The sequence below is a fragment of the Mesorhizobium sp. WSM4832 genome (assembly GCF_055811115.1).
Window position 1 is genome coordinate 25240 of the sequence record NZ_JBVVQH010000003.1, and the last position, 25520, is coordinate 50759.

A 25520-nucleotide genomic window follows, 5' to 3' on the forward strand; every position below is an offset into this window, starting at 1 on the left:
GATCGGCGCGCAGCGCCGAGCGGGGTGTTGGAAGGATCGCGGCTTTGGCCGGCAAGGACTTCGAAATGGACCAGAAGATCGAAACCACACCTTATGACGTCGAGGCGATCCGCCGCGATTTCCCGATCCTGTCGCGCCAGGTCTATGGCAAGCCGCTGGTCTATCTCGACAATGGCGCCTCGGCGCAGAAGCCGCAGGTGGTGCTCGACACGATCCAGCACGCCTATTCCCAGGAATACGCCAACGTCCATCGCGGCCTGCACTTCCTGTCGAATGCCGCGACCGATGCCTATGAGAGCGCGCGGAAGTCGGTGCGGCGCTTTCTCAATGCGCCCAGCACCGACAATATCGTCTTCACCTCCAACACCACGTCGGCGATCAATACGGTCGCCTATGGCTGGGGCATGCCGCGGATCGGCGAGGGCGACGAGATCGTGCTGTCGATCATGGAGCACCACTCCAACATCGTGCCGTGGCATTTCATCCGCGAGCGGCAGGGCGCCAAGCTGGTCTGGGTGCCGGTCGATGATCTCGGCGCCTTCCATATCGAGGAATTCGAGAAGCGCCTGACCAGCCGCACCAAGCTTGTCGCCATCACCCAGATGTCGAACGCACTAGGCACGGTGACGCCGATCAAGGAGATCGTGCGCATTGCTCATGCGCGCGGCATTCCGGTGCTGGTCGACGGCAGCCAAAGCGCCGTGCACATGCCGATCGACGTGCAGGATCTCGACTGCGACTTCTTCGTCTTCACCGGCCACAAGGTCTACGGCCCGTCGGGCATCGGCGTGCTCTACGGCAAGAAGCACATGCTGGAAGAGATGCGGCCCTTCATGGGCGGCGGCGAGATGATCGAGGAGGTGACGGAAGACATCGTCACCTATAACGAGCCGCCGCACCGTTTCGAGGCCGGCACGCCGCCGATCGTGCAGGCGATCGGGCTGGGCGCCGCGCTCGACTATATGGAGAAGGTCGGCCGCGACCGGATCGCCGCGCATGAGGCGGACCTGAAGGCTTACGCGCATGAACGGCTGCGCGCTATCAACTCGCTGCGCATCTTCGGTGACGCACCCGGCAAGGGCGCCATCATCTCGTTCGAATTGCAGGGTATTCATGCCCATGACGTGTCGATGGTGATCGACCGGCAAGGTGTCGCGGTCCGCGCGGGCACGCATTGCGCCCAGCCGCTGTTGAAACGCTTCGGCGTCACCTCCACATGCAGGGCATCGTTCGGCATGTATAATACCAGGGCCGAAGTCGACGCTTTGGCCGACGCGCTGGAAAAGGCGCGAAAGTTCTTCGGGTGATGATTATGGATGATGTGAGCACCACCGCAGAGACTGCTCCAGAAACCGCTGGCCCGGAAACGGCTGGCAACGGCATCGTCTCGGCCTCGGCGATCCCCGCCGATGAGCTGGCGCGGCTGACCGACGACATCGTCTCGGCGCTGAAGACGGTCTACGACCCGGAAATCCCGGCCGATATCTATGAGCTCGGCCTCGTCTACAAGATCGACATCGAGGACAACCGCTCGGTCAAGATCGACATGACGCTGACAGCGCCAGGCTGCCCGGTGGCCGGCGAAATGCCGGGCTGGGTCGAGAACGCCGTTGGCGCCGTCGAGGGCGTTTCCGGTGTCGAGGTCAACATGACCTTCGATCCGCCTTGGACACCCGACCGCATGTCGGAAGAGGCGCAGGTCGCGGTTGGGTGGTATTGAGGTCCAAGGTGGAAGACTGGGAGATCGATCTTCCCGAATTTGTTCCACCCTCGACCGTGAAGCTTATGGAGCTTTGGGGCGGCGACCGCTTTCTCAACAGCTTGGACAAACCGGATGCGTTTGATGCCGTGCTGAGCAAGATGCGGCCGGACGTCGCCGATGTGCTTTGTGCGGATCTGCTGCTTACCGATGTTATGAATGGCGGCTTTGATCAGTACTTCCACAATTCGTTCGGAATAACGATCGATCGGGCCGTCGTTGCAATGCTAAGGTTTGATTTGCGCGAGCATGCGAATGTCGCGAAAGCTGCTCTGGCCGTATTTGGCCCTGATTTTCCGCGCGATCGCCTGCGGAGGATGGATCGGATCGACGAGTTGCCGGAGATAGCATTCGATGCGGTCACGGATCAATTCCATCTGGCCGAAGACCGCCATCCGACAGGCATGAACGAGGCGCTTCAGCAGGAAGCCACTCGACTCTTGGTCGAGAGCGGCCGACCTGCGTGATGGCCCGGATGCGGTGCGGGGTTGCAGCATTTGGAAATGTTCACCATGTTAGGTGAGAATGATCCGCGGGCCTTGAACCCGCGCGAAATTGGAGAATGACATGGGACGCTTCGCCGTCATCACGATGACCGACAAGGCCGCCGACCGCGTGCGCGAGATCGTCGCCACGCGCGACAGCGCGCATGGCATCAGGCTCGGCATCAAGAAGGGCGGCTGCGCCGGCATGGAATACACGGTTGACCTGGTCACCGAACCCAACCCCAAGGACGATCATATCGAGCGCGACGGTGCGCATGTCTATGTCGCGCCTGAAGCGGCACTTTTCCTGTTCGGCACCGAGATGGATTTCGAGCAGACGAAGCTGCGCACCGGCTTCACCTTCAAGAACCCGAACCAGAGCTCGGCCTGCGGCTGCGGCGAATCTGTCGAGCTGAAGCCGGCCGATTTGAAGGCCCTGGCCGAGGCGCGCACGTCCGCCTAACCTTTCCTTCGCCCCGTTCACGGGGAGAAGGTGTCACGAAGTGACGGATGAGGGGCAGCGCCAGCCTCTCTTAGGTTCGCGCCGCCCCTTATCTGCCTGCCGGCATCTTCTCCCCGTAAACGGGGCGAAGACAATCACTCCACCCACATGCCCGTGCGCTTGTGCCAGTCGGCGATCGATTCCTCGGGATAGACGTCGAACACCTTGTCGTTCTTGCCGATCACCGGGTCGACCCAGTTCGCCTTGTATTTCAGCATCAGATGCACCTTCTCCGGCGGCTTCGGCAGATCGCTGTCGATGGCCGAGGCGAAAGGGTGGACAAGGTCCGGCCAGGTCGGGTCGTAGAGCCAAAGCGCCGAGCCGCATTTCTTGCAGAAATTGCGCTCGCCGGTCGAGACTTCGCAATGCGGATGCTCGTCATCCTCGATCTCGGCACGATAGATGCCGAGGCTGCGCTTGCCCCTGATGTTCATGGTCTCGTAGTCGGCGCCGAGATTGATGGCAAAGCCGCCGCCGCCCTGCTGCTTGCGGCAGATCGAGCAGTAGCAGAGCATGAATGGCACCGGCGTGCGGCTTTCCACCTCGAAGCGGACGGCGCCGCAGCGGCAGGAGCCTTTGAGCAGGACAGGCATGGCGGGAACTCCGTTTGCAGGTCTCAACCTGTCAGCATGCTTTTGGTTGCAGCGATGACAAGGCCCATGCCGGGTGAGATGATTGCGACATGGACAATGCCCGCCTTGAGGAACTGTTCGAAAGCCTAGGCCCGATCAGCATCCGAAAGCTGTTCGGCGGCAAGGGCATCTATTGCGACGGCGTCATCGTCGCGATTGTCGTGCGCGGCGAACTGATGCTCAAGGCCGACGAGCAAAGCGCGCCCGACTTCGAGGCCGCCGGCTGCAGCCAGTGGACCTATACCGGCTCGCGCCACGGCAAACAGGTCGCGATGCCCTATTGGAGCATTCCCGACGATGCCTTCGATGATCCCGACGAAATGGCGGTATGGGCGCGCCGGGCTTATGAAGCAGGGCGGCGGGCAGGGAAGTAACTAACGTTTGGGTTCAGGCGGTTTTTACAAACGCCGAGTTCCCGCACCCCCCTTCTGGTGTTCAGCCTCCTGCCGCCGCACGAATCTACAGCGCCTTCGCAATCTCCGCCGCCAGCCGGGCATTGTTCTCGACCAGCGCGATGTTGGTCTTCAGGCTGCGGCCGCCGGTCAGCTCCAAAATCTTCGACAGCAGGAACGGCGTAACCGCCTTGCCGCTGACGTTCTGCGCCTCGGCGGCCTTCTGCGCCGCCTTGATGTAACCGTCCATCTCCGCGGCCGGAATTTCGTCATTCTGCGGCACCGGGTTGGCGACCAGAATGCCGCCGCCCAAGCCCAGCGCCTGGCGCGTGCGGTAGAAATGCGCGATGTCCTCAGGCGCATGCAACGTCAATGGCGCGCGGAAGGGCGACTGCCTGGACCAGAAGGCGGGCATCGTCTCGCAGCCATGGCCGATCACCGGCACACCGCGCGTTTCCAGCACTTCCAGCGTCTTTTCGATATCGAGGATCGCCTTGGCGCCGGCCGAGACGACGATGACCGGCGTGCGCGCCAGTTCGTCGAGGTCGGCCGAGATGTCGAAGCTTTTTTCGGCGCCCTTGTGGACGCCGCCGATGCCGCCGGTGGCGAACACTCTTATGCCGGCCATATGCGCCGCGATCATGGTCGCCGCCACCGTGGTGCCGCCGGTCCGGCCCTGCGCGACGGCAAAGCCGATATCGGCGCGCGACAGCTTCATGGCATCGCCGGTCATGGCGAGCGATTCGCGCTCGCCATCGGACAGGCCGATCTTGATGCGGCCATCGACCACGGCGATCGTCGCCGGCACCGCGCCGCCGTCGATGATGATCTGCTCGACCTTGGCGGCCATCGCGCCATTGTCGGGGTAGGGCATGCCGTGGGTGATGATGGTGCTTTCCAGCGCCACCAAGGGCCGGCCGGCGGCAAGCGCTTCCGCCACGGGCGGATGGATGTCGACGAAGGGGCGGGCGGTCTGCGGCGTCATGGCTGTCTCCGAGCGAAAAGTTTGCTTCGGCTTATTGGTGCCCTATGCCACTTCCCGCGGCTCCGGCACAAGGGCAAGCGCCTGCGTAAAATTGCCCGTCGTGAAGGATGGCACGGCCTCGGGGCTCTCGATGGCGAGCATTGCCGCCGCAACGCCTTCACGCAGCGCGGCGCGCAGCGGCAGGCCGCGCAGCAAGGCAGCGACCGTTGCGCCGGTCAGCGCGTCGCCGGCGCCGGTCACGTCGGCGACCTTGCGTGGCGCCGGCGGATCGATTTCGAACATGCCGGTGTCGTCGAAGCCCAGCACCACAGCGCTGCCGGCCGTCACGACGCCGGCGTTCAGGCCGGCCTGCCTGAGCCGATGGACAAGGGTTTCGCCGGATGGCTCGGCGCCGACCAGCGCGGCAGCTTCGCGGCGGTTCATGAAAAGCAGCGACAGATCGTTAAGCAGCGGCGCCAGCCGAACGACCTTGGCCGGCGACACGGCGATGGCGAAGACCGGCCGGCCGCCGGCGAGCGCCAGCAGGCGTTCCAGCGCCGCCGTCGGCAGGTTGGCGTCGCACAGGATCGCGTCGGCGGCGGCGATTGCCTCGCGCACCTTGGCGCGGCGGATCTGCTTGGGGAAGGCAAGATCGTAGAGCGCCATGTCGGCCAGCCCGACGATCAATTCGCCGTCTGCGTCGATCAGCGCCGTGTAGCTTGGCGTCGTACGATCGAGAAAGACGACCGAGAGGTCCACTATTCCGGCGCTGTCGATCGCCGAGGCGACCGTGTCCGCCGCAGCGTCGCCGCCGCGCACCGAGATCAGCGAGGCCGACACGCCGCGCCTGACCACGCTGCGCAGCGCGTTGAACACGACGCCGCCGACATCCTCGCGCATGATGCCCGGGTTGGAAGCCGCGGGCACATAGGCGCTCGAGACCTGGCCGCGCCGGTCGATATGGGCGCCGCCCAGCGCCAGGATATTCGGGGATCTCGGCATGTGGGATCAGTGACTTTCGTTGATTGTGCGGCTGCGCACACTAGGTTTCCGTGCATCGCTCGGCAATCGCAGCCGCGATTCGGGCGGGCTGATATCGAAATCTTTTCAGGACCAGTGGCCCTGCTCCACCCTAGCCCTGGTGAGACAAAAATAGAACAAATCCAGATATTGATTGTTTTTCAGTTGGTTGTAGCCCCTTGCCAAATGAGAACAAAAAAGGTACAAAACAACAGGGATCACGGATTGTCCGGCCTTCATTGACGACCAAGGGGTGATGTATCATGGCTCAGAATACTTTGCGGCTTGTAGAGGATAAGGCAGTGGACAAATCAAAGGCTCTGGATGCGGCGCTGTCGCAAATCGAGCGCGCCTTCGGCAAGGGCTCGATCATGCGGCTCGGCGCCAACGAGCAGGTTGTCGAGATCGAAACCGTGCCGACGGGATCGCTCGGCCTCGACATCGCGCTCGGCGTCGGCGGCCTGCCGCGCGGCCGCATCATCGAAATCTACGGGCCGGAAAGTTCGGGCAAGACGACGCTGGCGCTGCACACGGTTGCGGAAGCCCAGAAGAAGGGCGGCATCTGCGCCTTCGTCGATGCCGAGCACGCGCTCGATCCGGTCTATGCCCGCAAGCTCGGCGTCGACCTCGAGAACCTGCTGATCTCGCAACCCGACACCGGCGAGCAGGCGCTGGAAATCTGCGACACGCTGGTGCGCTCCGGCGCCATCGACGTTCTGGTCGTCGACTCCGTCGCGGCGCTGACGCCGCGCGCCGAAATCGAAGGCGAGATGGGCGATTCGCTGCCCGGTCTTCAAGCTCGTTTGATGAGCCAGGCGCTGCGCAAGCTGACCGCCTCGATCTCGCGCTCCAACACCATGGTCATCTTCATCAACCAGATCCGCATGAAGATCGGCGTCATGTTCGGCTCGCCCGAGACGACCACCGGCGGCAATGCGCTGAAATTCTACGCCTCGGTGCGCCTCGATATCCGCCGCATCGGTTCGGTCAAGGACCGCGACGAGGTCGTCGGCAACCAGACCCGCGTCAAGGTGGTCAAGAACAAGCTGGCCCCGCCCTTCAAGGTGGTCGAGTTCGACATCATGTATGGCGAGGGCGTGTCGAAGACCGGCGAGCTCGTCGATCTCGGGGTCAAGGCCGGAGTGGTCGAGAAGTCGGGCGCCTGGTTCTCCTACAATTCGCAGCGCCTCGGCCAGGGTCGCGAGAACGCAAAACTGTTCCTGCGCGACAATCCCGACACGGCACGCGAGATCGAGCTGGCGCTCAGGCAGAATGCCGGACTGATCGCCGAGAAATTCCTCGAGAACGGCGGTTCCGAAGGCGGTGACGACGGTTTCGAGGACGAAGCCGGCGCCATGTAGGACCGAGCAATTCCAGGAAAGTGTTGAGCGGTTTTCCGCCCGGAATTGCGGTGGTTGGCCGGAGTTTGGCCACAATTCAGGTATATTAAGTTATGCTTATGTAACCGAGTTCTTTAGTACTGCGTTCCGAGCCGCCGGCCTTCGTGCCGGCGGTTTGCGTTTTGGGGGCGAGGATAGACCTGTCCGGCCCGCGGATTGGTCCAACTCCGTCTTTCTGGACAGGGTGAAGAGCTACGGCTAAAAGGCCCATCTATCTTCTGAAACATGAAAGCCCATCAGCCGCCGGCAGCGCCGGCGGTTCTCGCGAAAAGGCAGTGTGCAATGAGTGGCGTGAACGACATCCGGTCGACATTCCTCGACTACTTCCGCAAGGAGGGCCACGAGATCGTCGCCTCCAGCCCGCTGGTGCCGCGTAACGATCCGACGCTGATGTTCACCAACGCCGGCATGGTGCAGTTCAAGAACGTCTTCACCGGCCTGGAGAAGCGTCCCTATTCGCGTGCCTCGACTGCGCAGAAGAGCGTGCGCGCCGGCGGCAAGCACAACGACCTCGACAATGTCGGCTACACCGCGCGCCACCTGACCTTCTTCGAGATGCTCGGAAATTTCTCGTTCGGCGACTACTTCAAGGAACGCGCGATCGAGCTTGCCTGGAACCTGATCACCAAGGAATTCGGCTTGCCGAAGGACAAGTTGCTGGTCACCGTCTATCACACGGACGACGAGGCGGCGGCTTACTGGAAGAAGATCGCCGGCTTCTCCGACGACCGCATCATCCGCATCCCGACCTCCGACAATTTCTGGGCAATGGGCGATACCGGTCCGTGCGGCCCGTGCTCGGAAATCTTCATCGACCGCGGCGAGCATATCTGGGGCGGTCCGCCCGGCAGCCCGGAAGAGGACGGCGACCGGTTTCTCGAATTCTGGAACCTGGTGTTCATGCAGTATGAGCAGGTGACCAAGGACGAGCGCATCGACCTGCCGCGCCCGTCGATCGACACCGGCATGGGCCTGGAGCGCATGGCGTCCATCCTACAAGGGGTGGAGAGCGTCTTCGAGACAGATTTGTTCCGCCATCTGATCGACGCTGCGTCCTCCGCGCTCGGCCAAGGTCCAAGCCAGGAGAATGTGGGATCGTATCGCGTGATCGCGGATCACCTGCGCTCGTCTTCCTTCCTGGTCGCCGACGGCGTGCTGCCCTCCAACGAAGGCCGTGGCTACGTGCTGCGCCGCATCATGCGCCGCGCGATGCGCCATGCGCAGCTGCTTGGCGCCAAGGAGCCGCTGATGTGGCAACTGGTGCCGGCGCTGGTGCGCGAGATGGGCCAGGCCTATCCCGAGCTGGTGCGCGGCGAGGCGCTGATCACCGAGACGCTGAAGCTCGAGGAAACCCGCTTCCGCAAGACGCTGGTGCGTGGCCTTGGGCTGCTTTCGGACGCCACGGAGACGCTGCATGCCGGGGACATGCTGGACGGCGAGACGGCCTTCAAGCTCTACGACACCTATGGCTTCCCGCTCGACTTGACGCAGGATGCGCTGCGCCAGCGCAATATCTCGGTCGATATCGCCGGCTTCACCGACGCGATGGAGCGGCAGAAGACCGAGGCGCGCGCGCATTGGGCGGGTTCCGGCGAGGCGGCGACCGAGACCGTATGGTTCTCGGTGCGCGAAAAGACCGGCGCGACCGAGTTCCTCGGCTACGAGACCGAGCAGGCGGAAGGCATCGTCCAGGCACTGGTCAAGGACGGCAAGACCGTCGAAAGCGCGAACCTCGGCGAAGCTGTCGCCGTGGTCGTCAACCAGACGCCGTTCTACGGCGAATCCGGCGGCCAGATGGGCGATACCGGCGTGATCTCCGGCGACGGCTTCTCGATCGAGGTTTCCGACACGCAGAAGAAGGCCGACGGCTTGTTCGTGCATCTGGGCAAGGTGGCTAAAGGCACGGTGAAGACGGGCGCTGCCGTCGAGCTCAAGGTCGATCATGCACGCCGCTCGAAGCTGCGCGCCAACCACTCCGCGACGCACCTCATCCACGAGGCGCTGCGCGAGGTGCTGGGCACCCATGTCGCGCAGAAGGGCTCGCTGGTCGCGCCCGACCGCCTGCGCTTCGACATCTCGCACAACAAGCCGATCTCGGCGGACGATCTCGAGGAGGTCGAGCGCATGGCCAACGAGATCGTCGTGCAGAACAGCCCGGTGACGACGCGCCTGATGTCGGTCGACGATGCCATCGCCGAGGGCGCGATGGCGCTGTTCGGCGAAAAATATGGCGACGAGGTCCGCGTCGTGTCGATGGGCACCGGCCTGCATGGCGCCAAGGCCAATCGTCCTTATTCGGTCGAGCTTTGCGGCGGCACGCATGTGAGGTCGACCGGCGATATCGGCCTAGTGCGCATCCTGTCGGACAGCGCGGTGGCGGCGGGCGTGCGCCGCATCGAGGCGCTGACCGGCGAGGCGGCGCGCAAGCATCTTGACGAGCAGGACAGGCGGCTGAAGGCCGCGGCCGCGACCCTGAAAATTGCGCCGGCCGATGTGCCGGCTCGCGTCGAAACACTGCTCGAGGAGCGCAAGAAGCTCGAAAAGGAGCTTACCGAAGCGCGCAAGAAACTGGCGCTCGGCGACCGCTCGCCTGCCGGCGCGCCGGCCGAGAACGAGACCATCGCCGGCGTCGGCTTCCTCGGCAAGGCGGTCTCGGGCGTATCGCCCAAGGACCTGAAGCCGCTGGCCGATGCCGGCAAGAAGACGCTTGGGTCCGGCGTCGTCGTATTTGTCGGCGCGGGCGAGGACAACAAGGCAAGCGTGGTCGTCGGCGTCACCGACGACCTGACCAGCCGCTTCAGCGCGGTGGATCTCGTGCGGGTCGCATCAGCCGCGCTTGGCGGACAGGGCGGCGGCGGCCGCCCCGACATGGCGCAGGCCGGCGGCCCCGACGCCTCCAAGGCCAATGACGCGATCGCGGCGGTGAGGGCGGTGCTGGAGGCGGCGTGAGCTGCGGAAATGCGCCGGCGTTGCGGCCGGCTTCTTTCGCCCCGTTCACGGGGAGAAATGCCCGGCAGGGCAATGAGGGGCGGCGCTGACCTCAGGCAAACTCACTCGACCTAGGCGATCTTTTCAGTCCGCGCAAAGCTCGGCCGTCCAGCCACCCGCGCATACCATTCCTGGATATCCGCAAACCGCTCCAGCAGATTGCGGCCCTCGGCGACCTTGACGAAATAGGCGATGATGGGTGCTGTATGCAGGTCGGCCAGCGTCAGTTGATCGCCGAGCAGCCAAGGTCCTTTCGCTTTCAGCGACGTCAGCATTTTGAGCACCGTTTGCGCCTGGCTCAGCCCGCCGGCGATCAGATTCTCGTCCGGCGTCGCCTTTTCCAGCCGCTCCACGGCAACGTCCCAGACCATTGCGCGGTAGCCATAGGCGTCGAGCATGCCGATGATCTGGTTCATCCTGGCGCGGCCGCGCGCATCCTTGGGCTGCAGGGCCGGTCCATCGAACGCTTCATCGACATAGCGCGCGATAGCACCGGTCTCGAAGAGACGAAAACCGTCATGCTCGAAGGCCGGGATGCGGCCGAACGGTTGGTGCTCAAGATACCAGGCCGGAATGCCCTCGGCGGCGAAGATGTCGAGTGGCACCAGTTCGTAGCCGATGGCTTTTTCCTCGAGAGCCATGCGCGCGATGCGAACGTAGACGCTGTAGTCCGCGCCGTAGAGGATTGGCTTGGTCATCAAACCCGGCCCTCCGCTACGGCTCCGGGCGTTCGTCGCTTGAAAAGCCCATTTCGGGGCTTTTCATGCGCTTCGCGCACCGCTCCTCACCCCATCGCCTTCTGCAAATTCTCGTCGATCTTGTCGAGGAAGCCGGCGGTCGAAAGCCATGGCTGGTCGGGGCCGATCAGCAGCGACAGGTCCTTGGTCATCAAGCCGCTCTCGACGGTCTGGATGCAGACTTTCTCCAGGGTCTCGGCGAAGCGCTTCAGTTCGGCATTGTCGTCGAGCTTGGCGCGGTGGGCCAGCCCCCGCGTCCAGGCGAAGATCGAGGCGATCGAATTGGTCGAGGTTTCCTCGCCCTTCTGGTGCTGGCGATAGTGGCGGGTGACGGTGCCGTGCGCGGCTTCCGCTTCCACCGTCTTGCCGTCCGGCGTCATCAGCACCGAGGTCATCAGGCCGAGCGAGCCAAAGCCTTGAGCCACCGTGTCGGACTGCACGTCGCCGTCATAATTCTTGCAGGCCCAGACATAGCCGCCCGACCATTTCAGGCTGGAGGCGACCATGTCGTCGATCAGGCGGTGCTCGTACCAGAGTTTTCTTGCCTTGAACTCGGCCTCGAACTCCTTCTCGTAGACCTCCTGGAAGATATCCTTGAAGCGGCCGTCATAGGCTTTGAGGATGGTGTTCTTGGTCGACAGATAGACCGGATAATTGCGCAGCAAACCGTAATTCAGCGAGGCGCGGGCGAACTCGCGGATCGACTCGTCGAGATTGTACATGGCCATGGCGACGCCGGCGCCCGGCGCGTCATAGACGTCATGCTCGATCACTTGGCCGTCCTCGCCGACGAACTTGATCGAGAGCTTACCCTTGCCGGGGAAGCGGAAGTCGGTGGCGCGATACTGGTCGCCGAAGGCATGACGGCCGACGATGATCGGCTTGGTCCAGCCGGGCACCAGGCGCGGCACGTTCTTCATGATGATCGGCTCGCGGAAGATGGTGCCGCCGAGGATGTTGCGGATGGTGCCGTTCGGCGACTTCCACATCTTCTTCAGCTTGAATTCCTCGACGCGCTGCTCGTCGGGCGTGATCGTCGCGCATTTCACGCCGACGCCGTATTTCTTGATGGCGTTGGCCGAATCGATGGTCACCTGGTCGTTGGTGGCGTCGCGGTTCTCGATGCCGAGGTCGTAATATTCCAGCTTCAGGTCAAGATAGGGGTGGATCAGCTTGTCCTTGATGAACTGCCAGATGATGCGGGTCATCTCGTCGCCGTCGAGCTCGACGACCGGGTTCGCCACCTTGATCTTCGCCATGGAAAGAATGCCTCGTTGCTGGGGGATCTGGAACGGCCTTGCCCGCATGGTTTCGGCCGGGGATGCGGAGCGTATATCAAAGGCTTTTTCAGCGCGCAAACCGCGATCCGTGCCTGGGCGGATGGGTGCCGCCGTTGTGAATGCTTCATTTTCAGGGCCGGATGTGGCAGGGGACGCCGAAACGCCGCAAACCCCGGTTACCCATAGCCATGCCAGACATCGAAGACACAGCCAAACCCGCCGCCGCCGGACCGGCGATCATCCTGGTCGAGCCGCAGCTCGGCGAGAACATCGGCATGGTCGCGCGGGCCATGGCGAATTTCGGCTTGTCCGAGCTCAGGCTCGTGAACCCGCGCGATGGCTGGCCGAGCGAAAAGGCGCGCGCGGCCGCAAGCCGGGCCGACCATGTCATCGACGCCACCAGGGTTTTCGACGATCTCGCCTCGGCGGTCGCCGATCTCAACTTCGTCTTCGCCACGACCGCGCGTGAGCGCGACGGCTTCAAGCCGGTGCGCGGGCCGGTGGAAGCGGGCAGGGCGCTCAGGGCGCGCGTCGGGGCGGGCGAGCGCACCGGCATCCTGTTCGGCCGTGAGCGCTTCGGCCTCTATAATGACGAGGTCGGCCTCGCCGACGAGATCGTCACCTTCCCGGTCGATCCCGGCTTTTCCTCGCTCAACATCGCCCAGGCGGTGCTGCTCATGTCCTATGAATGGATGAAGTCCGGCCTCGCCGACGAGACCCAGACCAACTTCTCCGGGCCGGAGCTGGCGCCGGCGACCAAGGAGCAGTTGCACAGCCTTTTCGCCTATCTGGAAAATGCGCTGGAAGCGCGCGGTTACTTCCGCCCCGAAGAAAAGAAACCGAAGATGGTCGACAATCTGCGCGCCGTGCTGACGCGCGCGGGCTTCGCCGAGGCCGAGCTCAAGGTTCTGCGCGGCATCATCTCGTCGCTCGACCGGTTCTCTCCGGCCATGCCGCGCGGCGATGGCTCACCAGGGGACGATCCGAGACGGCTGCCGGCCGCCGCGCGAAGTCGCGCCAAAGACAAAGAAAGTTAAAATCGATAAGCTATGAGCATTTGAAGTAACCGAATTTTATTCGGTTGTGCCTCATCCTTGCTGCAATAGTGGGGGTGGCACATGTTTGCGTCCAATATTGGTCGTTTGCGCTTTTTCCTTTATTCTCTCGGCCTCGTCGTAGCCGAAACCGTTGTGATCGTTATCTGCATTGTCGGCACGATCGGTTTCGAAGGGCTGATCAATTCGGCGCCTGGTCCGTCGCGGCAGGGCATGGCGGGTGCGGTCCTCATCGCCTCGCTCATCTTTGTCGCGCTGCGCGGCAACATCGCCTCGCGCCGCACCCGCGACGCCAACGGGCGCCGCTGGATCCTGTGGGCCTACATCGCCCTTTCCGCCGTCTACGCCCTTCTTCAAGCAGGCGTGCTGCTGGTCGTCAAATTCGGCGATCACGAGAGCATTCCCGGCGGGCTGAACCTGCTTGGCCTTTCGGTATTCGGCCTTTGGTGCACGATCCTGTGGGCAAAGCCTGTCGCGGGCAGCAATATCGATGAACTGACGGATATGTTCGATTTCGATGGCCCGCTGCCGGCATCGGCGCGTGCTGGACGCACCGCCGCACCGGCCGCTGCCGTCACTTCAGCCGCCCGCGTTCCTGCCGCGCCGCAGCCTTTCGGCAGGCCGCGTCAAGCCGGCTTCGGCAAGCGCGGGATATGAGCGCGCGGGATATGACAGAGCGTTGGCGACTGCGCAAAAGCTGCTCGCATTCGCCTCTTCAAGACCACGATCATTCGCGATAGAAGCGCCCGTCGGTCCAATCACGGACCGGCCGCTATTTTTGACGCAATTCCGGACGGAAGGCCACGGCGAAGGCGCCGAACCTAACCGTTTCACACCTTTCCTGGAATTGCTCTGATGACCGGATGACAATGAGCGATCGATCAAGCCAGCGCCCGATCCTGATGTTCGATTCCGGCGTTGGCGGCCTGACCGTATTGCGCGAGGCGCGCGTGCTCATGCCCGACCGCCGATTCGTTTATGTCGCCGACGACGCGGCTTTTCCTTACGGCGCCTGGGAGGAGCCGGCACTCAAGGATCATATACTCGCGCTGTTCGGCAAATTGCTCGACCGCCTCCAGCCCGCGATTTCCGTCATCGCCTGCAACACCGCCTCGACGCTGGTGATCGATGCGCTGCGCGAAAAATTCCCCGGCCATCTCTTTGTGGGCACCGTGCCGGCGATCAAGCCAGCCGCCGAGCGCACCCGCTCAGGCCTGGTATCGGTGCTGGCGACGCCCGGCACAGTGAAGCGCCAATACACGCGCGACCTGATCAGCAAATGGGCGCAGAAATGCCATGTGCGCCTGGTCGGCAGCGACCGGCTGGCGGGGCTGGCCGAGATCTACATGCGCCAGGGCTTCGTCGATGAGGAAGCCGTGCGCGCGGAAATCACGCCCTGCTTCATCGAGCGCGACGGCAACCGCACCGACATCGTCGTGCTCGCCTGCACGCATTACCCGTTCCTCGCCAACCGCATGCGCAAGACGGCGCCCTGGCCGGTCGACTGGATCGATCCGGCCGAGGCGATCGCGCGGCGCGCCATGTCGCTGCTTGAACCTGTCGGGGAGACATCGGGCGAGAGCGAGCCGGATCTTGCCGTCTTCACCTCGGGCAAGGTGGATTTCGCCACGAAGCGACTGATCCAGGGTTTCGGACTGACCGCGCGCTAAGGCGCAACAGGTTCGAAGACGATGCTGCGCTGATCCGGGTCGGCCGAGACCAGCTTCAGGTCGAGACCGTCGCCCTGCCTCAGCCCGGAGGCCTTCACGCTGGCGACGACAGGCATGTCGGCAAGCTGCACGCGCACGCCATGATCGACGAAATCGGTGACCACGGCCTTGAACGTCTCGCCTTCGCGTCCTTTCAGCATGACCGCCTCGGCAAGGTCGATGGCCGCGTGGCTGATCTGCGAGGCGCGGGCATCCGCACGCCCCATCACCCTTGGCAGTCTGGCGAATGCGTCGGTGACGGCCTGCGGCACGGGCTGGCCGTTGGCGATTGCCAGCGCGCAGCGCACCACGTAGCGGTCGGCCAGGCGCCTGAGCGGCGCGGTGGCGTGCGCATAGGTCGCGGCCATCGCCTCGTGCCAGGGGACGACGCCTTCCTGATAGGGCTGGTAGGACGCGCCGTTGCCTGCGCGGCGGATTTCCAGCATCAGCGCCGCCTGTTTCGGATCGGCCGGATCAAGCGTGCGCTGATAGTCGCGCAGGCTGGTGGAGGCCGGCCAGGACAGGCCGAGCGCCTGCGCCGCGTTGCGCAGCCGTTGCACCTTGGAGGCGTCCGGCCCCGACATCACCCGGAACAAGCCCGTCCGGTGTGCCAGCATGGCGTCCGCAATCGCCATATTGGCGGCCAGCGAAAGCGCGGCATTGTCCTGCTCGGATTGCAGCAGCGGCCTGAACGAAAGCCCGAATGTGCCGTCGGCGAGCCGTTCAACCTCCTGCTCGGGCGGATCGACGCGCGAAGCGCCACGGCGTTCTTCGTTCATCGCCATGCGCCGCGCCATTTCCGCGAAGCCGGCCGGAACGTCGGAAGCCTGCACGCTGTCATAGGCGAGCTTCGCGCGGCTTTGAATGATTGCCCGCCCCGCGCCGTCCAGCTTCACCGCACCGTCACCAGCTACCCGAACCGTGAAGACGACCGCCGGACGCGGTCCATCGGGCAACAGGCTCGCTGCAGCCTCGGCAAGCACCGGCGGGTAGAGTCCGGCCTTGCCGTTCGGGAGGTAAAGCGTCTCGCCCCGGTTCCAGGCTTCAAGGTCCACCGCGTCGCCGTCTTCGACGAACCAGCCCACGTCGGCAATGGCATAATGCAGCAAAAGATCGTCGCCACTGGCCTCGATCGAGAAGGCCTGGTCAAGATCGGTCGAGGCCGCCGGATCGAGCGTGACGAAGGGCATCGCGGTGCGATCGGCATGCTGGTCAGGCGTCCGCCTGGCCGCTGCCTGCGCCGCGGCCACTACCTCAGGTGGAAATCCATCCGGTATGTGGAATTCGGTGCGGATTTTCGCGAGGCCGGTGGAGAGTGCCTGCGAGGGATCGGTCAGCGATTTCATGCCGCCGTCCTACACCGGGGTCTCGAACACGGGAAGGCTGCCGACGAAAATCCCCAAATCGGCCGCTTGGCGGGCCCGAGCGGACCTCGGTACCGAACTGCCAGCGTTGGAACTGCTGCCGAAGCGCGGCGTTTCTCCTGACAGCAAAGGAGAAACCGCCATGCCCGCTACATCGCAAGCCCAGCAAAAGGCCGCCGGCGCAGCGCTTTCCGCCAAGCGCGGCGAGATCAAGAAAAGCGAACTCAAAGGCGCCTCGCGCGAAATGTACGACTCGATGAGCGAGAAGCAGCTTGAGGAATTCGCCGAGACCAAGCGCAAGGGCCTGCCCGGCAAGAAGACGTAGGCTGCCGATTAATGGCGGTGGTGGCCTAAGCAGCGCTTGACCAAGCGATTTGCGTTAGCCCCAATCACGACGTCGGGAACAAAAAAGCCCGCGGGACGAACCGCGGGCCTTTTCAATCCTGGCTGCGAAGCCGAACTAACGGCGCCACCAGCAGTGCCGTGTCCTGTAGCGGACGACATGGCGATGGCCATGGCGCCAGACCACTCTTTTCTTCACCACGACTCGGCACACCTGCTTGTGGCCGTACCAATGCCTGGCCATAGCCGGTTCAGGCGTCATGACCGCCATCGACCCGGCCAACACAGCGGCCCCGGTGAGGGTAAGGAAGAACTTCTTCATGGGAATTCGGGCTCCTCTGCTCCAGTCCCTTCGTCAAAGTGCCAGAGCAGGCCCACGCGCCGAAGCTGACCGCCTACCGCTCTGATGCCGCCGGCGTACAACTGCCGCCATATGTTCGGCACCGCATGCAACGCTGAAATGGTATAGGGTTGCAGTCTGCGCCGCCAGCCGGAAGCTTGACACCGGTTAAATCTCTGTTTAACAGGCCCACCAACACCGGGTGGCGACGCCCGGTGGTTTCTTTTGACGTGTCCCGTGGGTTTTCCGTCGCTTTGCGTGGAAAACCCTGTCAGGTCTCGAAAACGGAGGCCAGAGGAGGGCGCGTTTCCTTCACCCGGAGCCATGGGGTTCCGGGTATATTGTTTTGAAAGGGAATGCGATGAGCAAGCGCGAATCCGCGAAATACAAGATCGACCGCCGTCTCGGCGAAAATATCTGGGGCCGCCCGAAGTCCCCGGTCAACAAGCGTGAATACGGCCCCGGCCAGCACGGCCAGCGCCGCAAGGGCAAGCTTTCCGACTTCGGCCTGCAGCTGCGCGCCAAGCAGAAGCTGAAGGGTCACTATGGCGACGTTTCGGAAAAGCAGTTCCGCAAGGTCTATGAAGAGGCCAACCGCCGCAAGGGCGACACCTCCGAGAACCTGATCGGCCTGCTCGAGTCGCGTCTCGACGCGGTCGTCTACCGCGCCAAGTTCGTGCCGACCATTTTCGCCGCCCGTCAGTTCGTCAACCACGGCCATGTCAACGTCAACGGCACGCGTGTCAACATCGGTTCGTACCGCTGCAAGCCGGGCGACGTCATCGAGGTGCGCGAGAAGTCGAAGCAGCTCGTCATCGTGCTGGAATCGGTCGGTCTGGCCGAGCGCGACGTGCCGGACTACATCGAAGCCGACCACAACAAGATGACCGCTACCTTCGGTCGCGTTCCCGGCCTGGCGGACGTTCCGTTCGCCGTGCAGATGGAACCGAACCTGGTCGTCGAATTCTACTCGCGCTGATCGACATCATCAGCTGCAATACCAAGGCCGCCCATCGAGGCGGCCTTTTCTTTGCCCGCCATGTCCGCTAATCCGGGCGGCAACCGGACCCGTGGGGCATAAGCGCCATGAACATGCTGCCAGACACCAAACTGCTCGACGCCAAATCCCTTGAGCCGATCGGCGACGCCGAAGGCGGCTTCCACCCGCTGTTTGCCGACGTGCCGTCCTCGGTCGAGTTCAACAAGCTGCGCAAGCGGCTCTTGCGGCTGACGCGCCAGGCGATCGAGGACTTCGCCATGATCAAACCAGGCGAGCGCTGGCTGGTGGCGCTTTCCGGCGGCAAGGACTCCTACGGCCTGCTGGCGCTGCTGCTCGACCTCAAATGGCGTGGGCTGCTGCCGGTCGAGCTGCTTGCCTGCAATCTCGACCAGGGCCAGCCGAATTTCCCGAAACACATCCTGCCCGACTATCTCAACGCCAACGGCATCGCGCACCGCATCGAATACCAGGACACTTATTCGGTGGTGACCGACAAATTGCCGGAGGGCAGCACCTATTGCTCGCTCTGCTCGCGGCTGCGGCGCGGCCACCTTTACCGCATCGCGCGGGAGGAGGGGTGCTCGGCCCTGGTGCTTGGCCATCACCGCGAGGACATCCTCGAGACCTTCTTCATGAACCTGTTCCATGGCGGGCGCCTCGCCGCCATGCCGCCGAAGCTGCTCAACGACGAAGGCGACGTCATGGTGCTGCGGCCGCTCGCCTATAACGCCGAGGCTGATCTCGAGAAATTCGCCAACGCTATGAAATTCCCGATCATTCCGTGCGACCTCTGCGGCAGCCAGGAAGGGCTGCAGCGCAACGCTATGAAGGCGATGCTCGACGATATCGAGAACCGCATGCCGGGCCGCAAGGACACGATGATCCGCGCCATGGCCAATGTGCGGCCCTCGCATCTCCTCGACAGGAAGCTGTTCGACTTCGCGGGGCTCGATGCAAACCCGGGGCGAGGCATTTCCGATGAGATTTGACGATCAGGCAATCGACTGGCTGGCCGAGCTTCTCGCCGAAGCGGCAAGGGCCGAAATCATGCCGCGCTTCCGCCGGCTGGGCGAGGGCGACGTCCGCCAGAAGACCTCCGCCGCCGATCTCGTGACCGAAGCGGACGTCAATGCCGAAAGGCTGATCACCGCCCGGCTGCGCGAGCGCTATCCCGATGCGATGGTGGTCGGCGAGGAAGCCTGCTCCGACAACCCGGCGCTGCTATCGGGCCTCGGCGATGCCGCGCTTGCCTTCGTCATCGATCCGGTCGACGGCACCTTCAATTTTGCCTCCGGCGTGCCGCTGTTCGGCGTCATGGCGGCCGTTGTCGTCAACGGCGAGACCGTCGCCGGCATCATCCACGATCCGGTCGGCAAGGACTGGCTGATTGGCGCCAAGGGCGCCGGCGGCCATATCCGCCACGTGCATGGCGCGCTGGAGAAGGTTCGCGTTGCGGCGCCGGTGCCCGTGTCGCAGATGACCGGCTCCGTTTCCTGGCAATTTCTCAAGGAGCCTGAGCGGTCGCGGCTTGCCCGCAACCAGACCAAGACGCTGTCGCAATTCGCCTATCGTTGCGCGGCGCATGAATACCGGCTGCTGGCCAGCGGCCATGCGCATTTCGTGCTCTACAACAAGCTGATGCCCTGGGATCATCTGGCCGGTGCGCTGATCCATCAGGAGGCAGGCGGGCATGTCGCGCGGGTCGACGGAAGCGCCTATCTGCCGTCGCATGTCGATGGCGGTCTTCTTGTGGCATCGGACAAGCAAAGCTAGGACGTGTTGCGCCGCGAGCTGTGGGCCGACTAAAGCGCGTCGCGCCGAAACGGATTCAGGCGACGCGCTCTAGTCTTTGTTTTGATGCATGTCGTTGCCGCAAAACCGCTGCGCACTTTTGCGCGACACGCATTAGGATCGACCTACTCGCAGGGGTGGAAGGCTGGCCGGATGCGTATGGCTTCGAGCAAACGTCAGGGAATGCGCATGACCATCCGGCGTACAGTGGCCATTTTTGCTGCCGCCGTCATCGCAGGTTGCGGGCAGGCCTGGGCGCAGGAGCGCGCCTGCGGCAGCCGCGATCCGGTCAACTCCATAGCGGAGATGTCGGCCGCTATTTACGCCTGCTGGCAGCCGCCGCGCGGGACCGGCGGCATGTCCCTGACATTGCGCTTCTCGCTTCGCCGGAACGGTACGCTTATCGGCAAGCCCCGCGCTACCTTTTCCAAGCTGGGACCAGACGACAGTTTGAACAGAGCTTTCGTCGCCTCCGTGCTTGAAGCCCTTGAAAAGGCTCTGCCCGTGCCTTTCACGGACAGCATGGGTGAAGCGATCGCGGGGCGCATACTCTCCCCACTCTTCACCGCGTCGCAGGAACGCAAATCCTGACCGCTTGGATATTGCCCCTGTTTTAGACCGGTGGGTTGTGGGGCTGGAACAGCCGCCCGCTTTCGGCGACCAGGATCATCAGCAGCGCCGCGACCGAGACGCTGCAGAAGCCGGCGGCCAAGGGTGTCACCGTGCCATTATAGGCTTGGCCGATCAGCGTGCCGAGGATGCCGCCGAGAAAGGTCTGCATGAAGCCGAGGATGGATGACGCGGTGCCGGCAAGCGCGCCGAGCGGCTCCATCGCAAGCGCGTTGAAATTCGCGCCGAGGCAGCCGAACGGCACCATCGCCCCGGCAAAGAAGGTAATGAACAGCCAGAGCGGCATTTGCGTCTCCAGCGAGACGACGAGCCATATCAGGCTGATGGCGAGGAACAGCAGCAGCGCGCTTTGCGACAGGCGGCGCATGCCGATCCGCCCGACAAGCCTGGCGTTGAGGAAGTTCGAGAAGGCGAGCACGCCGGCGACGCCGGCGAAGATCAGCGGGAACAGCTCGCCGACATGGAAGACATCGAGATAAATCTGCTGCGCCGAATTGATGAAGCCGAACATCGCGCCGAAGATGAAGGTGCTGGCAAAGGCATAGCAAACCGCGACGCGATTGGTGAGCACGATGCGGAAGCCGCCGACGATCGCGTTTACGGTCAGTTGCCGGCGGTACTCCGGATGCAGCGTTTCCGGCAAGCGCAGCAGCGACCATGCCGACACGATCAGCGCGCCGACGGCCATGGTGACGAAGATCCAGTGCCAGGTGGCGAACAGCATGATGAACTGGCCGATGCCGGGCGCGACGACCGGGATCGCCATGAACACCATGAAGATCAGCGACATCACCTCGGCCATGCGGCGACCATCGAACGTGTCGCGCACGATCGAGACGGCGATGACGCGCGTCGCGGCGGCGCCGATGCCTTGCACGACACGGCAGGCGAGCAGGATGGCAAAGGTGGGTGCGACGGCGGCGGCGGCAACCGCCGCGACATAGATGATCAGGCCCGCGACCAGCGGCGCGCGGCGGCCAAAGCGGTCGGAGATCGGGCCGAAGAAAAGCTGCCCGGCGCCAAAGCCTAGAATATAGGCGGTGATGACATATTGGCGGTGGTTTTCGTTTTCGACGCCGAGCGAAGCGCCGATCTGCTGCAGCGCCGGCAGCATGATGTCGATGGCCAGCGAATTGAGCGCCATGAGCGCCGCGCACAGCGCGATGAATTCCCAGCGCGGAATAGGCAAGCTGCTTGCCCGTTGCGACGCGTCTACCTGCTTGTCCACGGCAAAGTCCGATCTTTCAAACGAACAAGCGCCGGCTGACCGGCGCGCTGGTTCGTTTCATCCCCGAGTCGGGTTCATAAATTGCCGAGGTGGGGGCAGCCCCGGGCGATGCTTGCCGGCCGGAGGGTTTGCCTCCGCGCCGACGAGCAAAAATTGAAATCAGGCGGCGCCTTTGACGCTCACGCCCTTTTCAACCAGGAAGGCCTGCAATTCGCCAGCCTGGAACATTTCGCGCACGATGTCGCAACCGCCGACGAATTCGCCCTTCACATAGAGCTGCGGGATCGTCGGCCAGTTGGAATAGTCCTTGATGCCCTGGCGCAGTTCGGCCGAGTCGAGCACGTTCACGCCTTTGTAGTCGGCCCCGATATAATCGAGGATCTGCACCACCTGGCCGGAGAACCCGCATTGCGGGAAGCCGGGCGTGCCCTTCATGAAAAGCACGACGTCGTTGCCCTTCACTTCATTGTCGATGTAGTCGTTGATGCCAGTCATGGACGGTCCTTTCACGCCTGTGGGAGTCAGGCTCGAAGCATGTCCTTCAAATAAACCCATAGGTTGGCTGAAACAAGACGTTAGCCGCGCCGGCTTCGGAATGGCGCAAGGGATGGGCCGAGTTGGGCCAAGCCTGGGTGGCGGCAGGCCTCAGTCCGGGACGCCGGTCTGAAGCGCCAGCGCATGCAGCACGCCGCCCATATTACCCTTCAACGCGTCATAGACCATCTGGTGCTGCTGGACACGGCTCTTGCCCCGGAAACTTTCCGCTATCACTTCGGCCGCGTAATGGTCGCCGTCGCCGGCCAGGTCCCGGATCGTCACCCTGGCGTCCGGAATGCCTTCCTTGATCAGTTTTTCGATGTCGTGGGCATCCATTGCCATAGCAAAATCCTGTTTCAAGCGGGCATGTAGTATGTGACTCGGCTGAGCCTAGAGCCTTTCCAGCCCGGATTGAAGCCGTTCCGTCGGCGATGGAGATCTAAGGGCTGTCCCGCCTGGAATGAACCATGCCGTCTTCGGTGATGTCATCGCGCGTTGAATAGGCGCGGCCGAGGCTGAAGACCAGCACGTAGAGCGGAATGTTGATCAGCAGGCTGACGATGGGAAGATAGCTCGTTATCTGCCATACGGTCGAGAAGAAGGCCTGACCGTAGCCGTCGCAGGTCAAAGACGAGCCGTATTCCCAGATCGCCCCGATCACCGCGGCGACAGCGAAGAGCTTGATGCAGGTCGCGATGCGCCTTGCCCGCAAGGGCTCCGGAGAAAGCCGGTTCCACAGCGCCAGGCAGACGATCGGAACCGCATAGATCAGGTTCTGCACGATGAGCATCGGCAGCGTGGCGTTGGCCGCGGCAAGGAATTCCGCGCGAGTTTCCAGCCGTGGGCAGACCTCGCTCGAGGTCGTCGACAGCAGGAACAGGACGAACGGTCCGAGAAACCAGAAGAAGAACAGGGACGGCCAGAAGACGACTGCAACCAGCGCCTTGGCGGTCAAGGCATGTCGCATAAAAAGGGATTTATGCGACATGCTTTAGGTCTTTTATTTTGAGCGTGTCTTTTTCCCGAAAACCGCTGCACACTTTCGGGAGACATGCTTCCAGTCTCGTCAACTGGCCTGATCCATGAAGCGCGGAAACCAGCCCTCATGGGCGGCGGTCAACTCGCTGACCGGGATCGACCGTGCCTCGCCGAGCTTCAATTCATGTCCGCCGGTGGTGCCGATCCAGGGCGCGAAGATACCGAGCATGCCCTGCTCTTCGCGGATCCTGTCCCATTCGCCGCTTTGCGGGTCGATCGAGAGCGTCAGCAGATAGCGACCCTGGTCCTCGCCGAACCAGACCGGGATCGGGTCGGTGCCGGTGAGGCCGGGAATGGTGGCGCCGATGCCGGAGGCCATCGCCATTTCGGCCAGCGCTATGGCCAGGCCGCCGTCGGAGACGTCGTGGGCGGCGGTCACGATGCCGGAAGCGATCAGCGAGCGCACATGGTCGCCGACCCGCTTCTCGTGTTCGAGGTCGACGGTCGGCGGCGGGCCGTCGGCACGGCCATGGATGTCGCGCATATAGACGGACTGGCCGAGATGGCTGCCCCAGCTCGGCGGCGCGCCGACCAGCACGATCATCTGGCCCTCGGCGGCAAAGCCGATGCGCACCATCTTCGACCAGTCGGAGATGAGCCCGACGCCGCCGATGGTCGGCGTCGGCAGGATGCCGCGGCCATTGGTTTCGTTGTAGAGCGAGACATTGCCGGAGACGATCGGAAAGGCGAGCGCGCGGCAGGCATCGCCGATGCCCTTAATGGCGCCGACCAACTGGCCCATGATTTCGGGTCGTTCCGGATTGCCGAAATTGAGGTTGTCGGTGGCGGCGAGCGGCAAGGCGCCGGTGGCAGTCAGGTTGCGCCAGCATTCGGCCACGGCCTGCTTGCCGCCTTCGTAAGGATCGGCCTCGCAGTAGCGCGGCGTGACGTCGGAGGAGAAGGCCAGCGCCTTGGTCGGATGGCCTTCGACGCGCACGACGCCGGCGTCGCCGCCGGGAAGCTGCAGCGAATTGCCCTGGATCAGCGTGTCATACTGCTCCCACACCCAGCGGCGCGAGGAGAGGTCCGGTCCGCCGAGCAGCTTGAGCAGCGCGTCGGCGATATCGGCCTGGGGCGCATCGTTCGCCGCGAGCGGTGCGGGCTTCTTTGCCTCGACCCAGGGACGATCATATTCCGGCGCCTGGTCGCCCAGTTCCTTGATCGGCAGGTTGGCGACCTCGTCGCCCTGATGGATGACGCGGAAGCGCAGATCGTCGGTGGTCTTGCCGACGATGGCAAAGTCGAGCCCCCATTTGCGGAAGATAGCCTCGGCTTCCTCTTCCTTTTCGGGGCGCAGCACCATCAGCATGCGCTCCTGGCTTTCCGACAGCATCATCTCGTAGGCGCTCATGCGCTCCTCGCGCACCGGCACCTTGTCGAGGTCGAGCTCGATGCCGAGGTCGCCCTTGGCGCCCATCTCGACGGCCGAGCAGGTGAGGCCGGCGGCGCCCATGTCCTGGATGGCGATGACGGCGCCCGAGGCCATCAGCTCGAGGCAGGCTTCCAGCAGGCATTTTTCAGTGAAGGGGTCGCCGACCTGCACGGTCGGCCGCTTTTCCTCGATCTTGTCGTCGAATTCGGCCGAGGCCATCGTGGCGCCGCCGACGCCGTCGCGCCCGGTCTTGGCGCCGAGATAGACGACCGGCAGGCCGACGCCCTTAGCTTCAGACAGGAAGATGGCGTCGGTCTTGGCAAGACCCGCCGCGAACGCGTTGACCAGGATGTTGCCGTTGTAGCGCGGGTCGAAATTGACCTCGCCGCCGACGGTCGGAACGCCGAAGGAATTGCCGTAGCCGCCGACGCCGGAAACCACGCCGGCAACGAGATGCCGGGTTTTCGGATGGTCAGGCGCGCCGAAGCGCAGCGCGTTCATGGCCGCAACCGGCCTGGCACCCATGGTGAAGACGTCGCGCAGGATACCGCCGACGCCGGTCGCCGCGCCCTGATAGGGTTCGATGTAGGACGGGTGGTTGTGGCTCTCCATCTTGAAGACGACGCAGTCGCCGTCGCCGATGTCGACCACGCCGGCATTCTCGCCGGGGCCCTGGATCACCTGCGGGCCGCTCGTCGGCAACGTGCGCAGCCATTTCTTGGAAGATTTGTAGGAACAGTGCTCGTTCCACATCGCCGAGAAGATGCCGAGCTCGGTGAAGCTCGGCTCGCGCCCGACCAGGTCGAGGATGCGCTGGTATTCGTCGGGCTTCAGCCCATGCGCGGCGACGAGTTCCGGGGTGATCGGCACGGAATTGGAAATGGTCATGGGCGGCGATTTTTGTCCGTGGGAGCGGGAGTTTGAGTCCTCCTCTTATCGCAAGCTTTGCGACCGA

General features: G+C 63.6%; 27 protein-coding genes. 15 read left to right on the plus strand and 12 right to left on the minus strand.

Annotated features, from left to right (window positions below):
• The first annotated feature begins 65 nt into the window (after positions 1 to 65).
• The 4 genes from AC0L2L_RS05315 (at position 66) to sufA (ending at position 2707) form a co-directional block, all read left to right on the plus strand.
• Positions 66 to 1307, plus strand: coding sequence for a cysteine desulfurase (locus AC0L2L_RS05315; protein ID WP_473576700.1), 1242 nt, complete (start codon positions 66 to 68; stop codon positions 1305 to 1307).
• A gap of 5 nt (positions 1308 to 1312) precedes the next feature.
• Entirely contained in the window at positions 1313 to 1720 is a 408-nt protein-coding gene (locus tag AC0L2L_RS05320) for an SUF system Fe-S cluster assembly protein (RefSeq protein ID WP_473576702.1), read from the plus strand.
• Positions 1721 to 1728: 8 nt separating this feature from the next.
• On the plus strand, positions 1729 to 2226 hold the full coding sequence (locus tag AC0L2L_RS05325; RefSeq protein WP_473576703.1) for a DMP19 family protein: 498 nt from the start codon (positions 1729 to 1731) through the stop codon (positions 2224 to 2226).
• A gap of 100 nt (positions 2227 to 2326) precedes the next feature.
• Positions 2327 to 2707: a Fe-S cluster assembly scaffold SufA gene (gene sufA / locus AC0L2L_RS05330; RefSeq protein ID WP_027166422.1), complete on the plus strand. Its 381-nt coding sequence runs from the start codon at positions 2327 to 2329 to the stop codon at positions 2705 to 2707.
• 134 nt (positions 2708 to 2841) lie between these two features.
• Here the strand turns inward: sufA and AC0L2L_RS05335 are convergent, their stop codons facing one another.
• Positions 2842 to 3339, minus strand: coding sequence for a GFA family protein (locus AC0L2L_RS05335; protein WP_473576705.1), 498 nt, complete (start codon positions 3337 to 3339; stop codon positions 2842 to 2844).
• A gap of 89 nt (positions 3340 to 3428) precedes the next feature.
• Here AC0L2L_RS05335 and AC0L2L_RS05340 point away from each other — a divergent pair, with 89 nt between their 5' ends.
• A complete protein-coding gene (locus AC0L2L_RS05340) occupies positions 3429 to 3752 on the plus strand; it encodes a TfoX/Sxy family protein (RefSeq protein WP_473576707.1) in 324 nt (107 codons plus the stop codon).
• An 85-nt stretch (positions 3753 to 3837) separates the two neighbouring features.
• Here AC0L2L_RS05340 and AC0L2L_RS05345 read toward each other — a convergent pair whose 3' ends face one another.
• Together AC0L2L_RS05345 and AC0L2L_RS05350 are read right to left on the minus strand one after the other, a co-directional pair.
• A complete protein-coding gene (locus AC0L2L_RS05345) occupies positions 3838 to 4755 on the minus strand; it encodes a pseudouridine-5'-phosphate glycosidase (protein ID WP_473576708.1) in 918 nt (305 codons plus the stop codon).
• Positions 4756 to 4797: 42 nt separating this feature from the next.
• Positions 4798 to 5736, minus strand: a complete 939-nt coding sequence (locus AC0L2L_RS05350; protein ID WP_473576709.1) for a carbohydrate kinase family protein — start codon at positions 5734 to 5736, stop codon at positions 4798 to 4800.
• Between the two features lie 281 nt (positions 5737 to 6017).
• Between AC0L2L_RS05350 and recA the strand changes: the two genes are divergently transcribed.
• Both recA and alaS read left to right on the plus strand, forming a co-directional pair.
• On the plus strand, positions 6018 to 7115 hold the full coding sequence (gene recA / locus AC0L2L_RS05355) for a recombinase RecA (protein WP_027028105.1): 1098 nt from the start codon (positions 6018 to 6020) through the stop codon (positions 7113 to 7115).
• A gap of 321 nt (positions 7116 to 7436) precedes the next feature.
• Positions 7437 to 10103 (plus strand): alanine--tRNA ligase, encoded by a 2667-nt coding sequence (gene alaS / locus AC0L2L_RS05360; RefSeq protein ID WP_473576710.1) that lies wholly within the window; start codon positions 7437 to 7439, stop codon positions 10101 to 10103.
• A gap of 110 nt (positions 10104 to 10213) precedes the next feature.
• On the opposite strand, the gene AC0L2L_RS05365 is transcribed toward alaS, so the two are convergent.
• Both AC0L2L_RS05365 and AC0L2L_RS05370 read right to left on the minus strand, forming a co-directional pair.
• The gene (locus AC0L2L_RS05365) at positions 10214 to 10840 is read right to left on the minus strand and encodes a glutathione S-transferase family protein (protein WP_473576712.1); all 627 of its coding nucleotides are present in this window, start codon (positions 10838 to 10840) and stop codon (positions 10214 to 10216) included.
• A gap of 86 nt (positions 10841 to 10926) precedes the next feature.
• Positions 10927 to 12138: an NADP-dependent isocitrate dehydrogenase gene (locus AC0L2L_RS05370; RefSeq protein ID WP_473576714.1), complete on the minus strand. Its 1212-nt coding sequence runs from the start codon at positions 12136 to 12138 to the stop codon at positions 10927 to 10929.
• Positions 12139 to 12347: 209 nt separating this feature from the next.
• Between AC0L2L_RS05370 and AC0L2L_RS05375 the strand changes: the two genes are divergently transcribed.
• The 3 genes from AC0L2L_RS05375 to murI all read left to right on the plus strand — a co-directional run bounded on the left by AC0L2L_RS05375 (position 12348) and on the right by murI (position 14884).
• Positions 12348 to 13196 carry an RNA methyltransferase gene (locus AC0L2L_RS05375; protein ID WP_473576715.1) on the plus strand — a complete coding sequence of 283 codons (849 nt, stop codon included), beginning with the start codon at positions 12348 to 12350 and terminating at the stop codon, positions 13194 to 13196.
• Between the two features lie 153 nt (positions 13197 to 13349).
• A complete protein-coding gene (locus AC0L2L_RS05380) occupies positions 13350 to 13871 on the plus strand; it encodes a hypothetical protein (protein ID WP_473576716.1) in 522 nt (173 codons plus the stop codon).
• Positions 13872 to 14083: 212 nt separating this feature from the next.
• Positions 14084 to 14884 carry a glutamate racemase gene (murI, locus tag AC0L2L_RS05385; RefSeq protein WP_473576718.1) on the plus strand — a complete coding sequence of 267 codons (801 nt, stop codon included), beginning with the start codon at positions 14084 to 14086 and terminating at the stop codon, positions 14882 to 14884.
• Here murI and AC0L2L_RS05390 read toward each other — a convergent pair.
• Positions 14881 to 16269: an RNB domain-containing ribonuclease gene (locus tag AC0L2L_RS05390; RefSeq protein WP_473576719.1), complete on the minus strand. Its 1389-nt coding sequence runs from the start codon at positions 16267 to 16269 to the stop codon at positions 14881 to 14883. The genes murI and AC0L2L_RS05390 overlap by 4 nt on opposite strands.
• Before the next feature lie 160 nt (positions 16270 to 16429).
• On the opposite strand from AC0L2L_RS05390, the gene AC0L2L_RS05395 reads away from it, so the two are divergent.
• The gene (locus AC0L2L_RS05395) at positions 16430 to 16612 is read left to right on the plus strand and encodes a DUF3008 family protein (protein WP_473576721.1); all 183 of its coding nucleotides are present in this window, start codon (positions 16430 to 16432) and stop codon (positions 16610 to 16612) included.
• 135 nt (positions 16613 to 16747) lie between these two features.
• Here AC0L2L_RS05395 and AC0L2L_RS05400 read toward each other — a convergent pair whose 3' ends face one another.
• Positions 16748 to 16951, minus strand: a complete 204-nt coding sequence (locus tag AC0L2L_RS05400) for a hypothetical protein (protein ID WP_473576723.1) — start codon at positions 16949 to 16951, stop codon at positions 16748 to 16750.
• A 379-nt stretch (positions 16952 to 17330) separates the two neighbouring features.
• On the opposite strand from AC0L2L_RS05400, the gene rpsD reads away from it, so the two are divergent.
• The 4 genes from rpsD (at position 17331) to AC0L2L_RS05420 (ending at position 20351) form a co-directional block, all read left to right on the plus strand.
• Entirely contained in the window at positions 17331 to 17948 is a 618-nt protein-coding gene (rpsD, locus tag AC0L2L_RS05405) for a 30S ribosomal protein S4 (RefSeq protein WP_027166407.1), read from the plus strand.
• A 107-nt stretch (positions 17949 to 18055) separates the two neighbouring features.
• The gene (ttcA, locus tag AC0L2L_RS05410) at positions 18056 to 18958 is read left to right on the plus strand and encodes a tRNA 2-thiocytidine(32) synthetase TtcA (protein WP_473576724.1); all 903 of its coding nucleotides are present in this window, start codon (positions 18056 to 18058) and stop codon (positions 18956 to 18958) included.
• Positions 18948 to 19742 carry an inositol monophosphatase family protein gene (locus tag AC0L2L_RS05415; protein ID WP_473576725.1) on the plus strand — a complete coding sequence of 265 codons (795 nt, stop codon included), beginning with the start codon at positions 18948 to 18950 and terminating at the stop codon, positions 19740 to 19742. The genes ttcA and AC0L2L_RS05415 overlap by 11 nt, the downstream gene beginning before the upstream one ends.
• A 207-nt stretch (positions 19743 to 19949) precedes the next feature.
• Positions 19950 to 20351, plus strand: a complete 402-nt coding sequence (locus AC0L2L_RS05420) for a hypothetical protein (RefSeq protein ID WP_473576727.1) — start codon at positions 19950 to 19952, stop codon at positions 20349 to 20351.
• Positions 20352 to 20373: 22 nt separating this feature from the next.
• Here the strand turns inward: AC0L2L_RS05420 and AC0L2L_RS05425 are convergent, their stop codons facing one another.
• From AC0L2L_RS05425 to purL, 5 genes are all read right to left on the minus strand, one after another.
• Positions 20374 to 21618 carry a multidrug effflux MFS transporter gene (locus AC0L2L_RS05425; protein WP_473576728.1) on the minus strand — a complete coding sequence of 415 codons (1245 nt, stop codon included), beginning with the start codon at positions 21616 to 21618 and terminating at the stop codon, positions 20374 to 20376.
• A 159-nt stretch (positions 21619 to 21777) separates the two neighbouring features.
• Positions 21778 to 22113 (minus strand): Grx4 family monothiol glutaredoxin, encoded by a 336-nt coding sequence (gene grxD / locus AC0L2L_RS05430; protein ID WP_473576730.1) that lies wholly within the window; start codon positions 22111 to 22113, stop codon positions 21778 to 21780.
• A 150-nt stretch (positions 22114 to 22263) separates the two neighbouring features.
• Positions 22264 to 22497: a BolA/IbaG family iron-sulfur metabolism protein gene (locus AC0L2L_RS05435; protein ID WP_473576732.1), complete on the minus strand. Its 234-nt coding sequence runs from the start codon at positions 22495 to 22497 to the stop codon at positions 22264 to 22266.
• 97 nt (positions 22498 to 22594) lie between these two features.
• Positions 22595 to 23110: a hypothetical protein gene (locus tag AC0L2L_RS05440; RefSeq protein WP_473576734.1), complete on the minus strand. Its 516-nt coding sequence runs from the start codon at positions 23108 to 23110 to the stop codon at positions 22595 to 22597.
• Positions 23111 to 23221: 111 nt separating this feature from the next.
• Positions 23222 to 25453: a phosphoribosylformylglycinamidine synthase subunit PurL gene (gene purL, locus AC0L2L_RS05445; protein ID WP_473576735.1), complete on the minus strand. Its 2232-nt coding sequence runs from the start codon at positions 25451 to 25453 to the stop codon at positions 23222 to 23224.
• Between the last annotated feature and the right edge of the window lie 67 nt (positions 25454 to 25520).

What these genes read in the sequence shown, in the direction of transcription:
- AC0L2L_RS05315 (WP_473576700.1), top strand. Translation starts at nt 66, where the DNA reads ATGGACCAGAAGATCGAAACCACACCTTATGACGTCGAGGCGATCCGC.
- AC0L2L_RS05320 (WP_473576702.1), top strand. Translation starts at nt 1,313, where the DNA reads ATGGATGATGTGAGCACCACCGCAGAGACTGCTCCAGAAACCGCTGGC.
- sufA (WP_027166422.1), top strand. Translation starts at nt 2,327, where the DNA reads ATGGGACGCTTCGCCGTCATCACGATGACCGACAAGGCCGCCGACCGC.
- AC0L2L_RS05335 (WP_473576705.1), bottom strand. Translation starts at nt 3,339, where the DNA reads ATGCCTGTCCTGCTCAAAGGCTCCTGCCGCTGCGGCGCCGTCCGCTTC.
- AC0L2L_RS05340 (WP_473576707.1), top strand. Translation starts at nt 3,429, where the DNA reads ATGGACAATGCCCGCCTTGAGGAACTGTTCGAAAGCCTAGGCCCGATC.
- AC0L2L_RS05345 (WP_473576708.1), bottom strand. Translation starts at nt 4,755, where the DNA reads ATGACGCCGCAGACCGCCCGCCCCTTCGTCGACATCCATCCGCCCGTG.
- AC0L2L_RS05350 (WP_473576709.1), bottom strand. Translation starts at nt 5,736, where the DNA reads ATGCCGAGATCCCCGAATATCCTGGCGCTGGGCGGCGCCCATATCGAC.
- recA (WP_027028105.1), top strand. Translation starts at nt 6,018, where the DNA reads ATGGCTCAGAATACTTTGCGGCTTGTAGAGGATAAGGCAGTGGACAAA.
- alaS (WP_473576710.1), top strand. Translation starts at nt 7,437, where the DNA reads ATGAGTGGCGTGAACGACATCCGGTCGACATTCCTCGACTACTTCCGC.
- AC0L2L_RS05365 (WP_473576712.1), bottom strand. Translation starts at nt 10,840, where the DNA reads ATGACCAAGCCAATCCTCTACGGCGCGGACTACAGCGTCTACGTTCGC.
- AC0L2L_RS05370 (WP_473576714.1), bottom strand. Translation starts at nt 12,138, where the DNA reads ATGGCGAAGATCAAGGTGGCGAACCCGGTCGTCGAGCTCGACGGCGAC.
- AC0L2L_RS05375 (WP_473576715.1), top strand. Translation starts at nt 12,348, where the DNA reads ATGCCAGACATCGAAGACACAGCCAAACCCGCCGCCGCCGGACCGGCG.
- murI (WP_473576718.1), top strand. Translation starts at nt 14,084, where the DNA reads ATGAGCGATCGATCAAGCCAGCGCCCGATCCTGATGTTCGATTCCGGC.
- AC0L2L_RS05390 (WP_473576719.1), bottom strand. Translation starts at nt 16,269, where the DNA reads ATGAAATCGCTGACCGATCCCTCGCAGGCACTCTCCACCGGCCTCGCG.
- AC0L2L_RS05395 (WP_473576721.1), top strand. Translation starts at nt 16,430, where the DNA reads ATGCCCGCTACATCGCAAGCCCAGCAAAAGGCCGCCGGCGCAGCGCTT.
- AC0L2L_RS05400 (WP_473576723.1), bottom strand. Translation starts at nt 16,951, where the DNA reads ATGAAGAAGTTCTTCCTTACCCTCACCGGGGCCGCTGTGTTGGCCGGG.
- rpsD (WP_027166407.1), top strand. Translation starts at nt 17,331, where the DNA reads ATGAGCAAGCGCGAATCCGCGAAATACAAGATCGACCGCCGTCTCGGC.
- ttcA (WP_473576724.1), top strand. Translation starts at nt 18,056, where the DNA reads ATGAACATGCTGCCAGACACCAAACTGCTCGACGCCAAATCCCTTGAG.
- AC0L2L_RS05415 (WP_473576725.1), top strand. Translation starts at nt 18,948, where the DNA reads ATGAGATTTGACGATCAGGCAATCGACTGGCTGGCCGAGCTTCTCGCC.
- AC0L2L_RS05420 (WP_473576727.1), top strand. Translation starts at nt 19,950, where the DNA reads ATGACCATCCGGCGTACAGTGGCCATTTTTGCTGCCGCCGTCATCGCA.
- grxD (WP_473576730.1), bottom strand. Translation starts at nt 22,113, where the DNA reads ATGACTGGCATCAACGACTACATCGACAATGAAGTGAAGGGCAACGAC.
- AC0L2L_RS05435 (WP_473576732.1), bottom strand. Translation starts at nt 22,497, where the DNA reads ATGGCAATGGATGCCCACGACATCGAAAAACTGATCAAGGAAGGCATT.
- purL (WP_473576735.1), bottom strand. Translation starts at nt 25,453, where the DNA reads ATGACCATTTCCAATTCCGTGCCGATCACCCCGGAACTCGTCGCCGCG.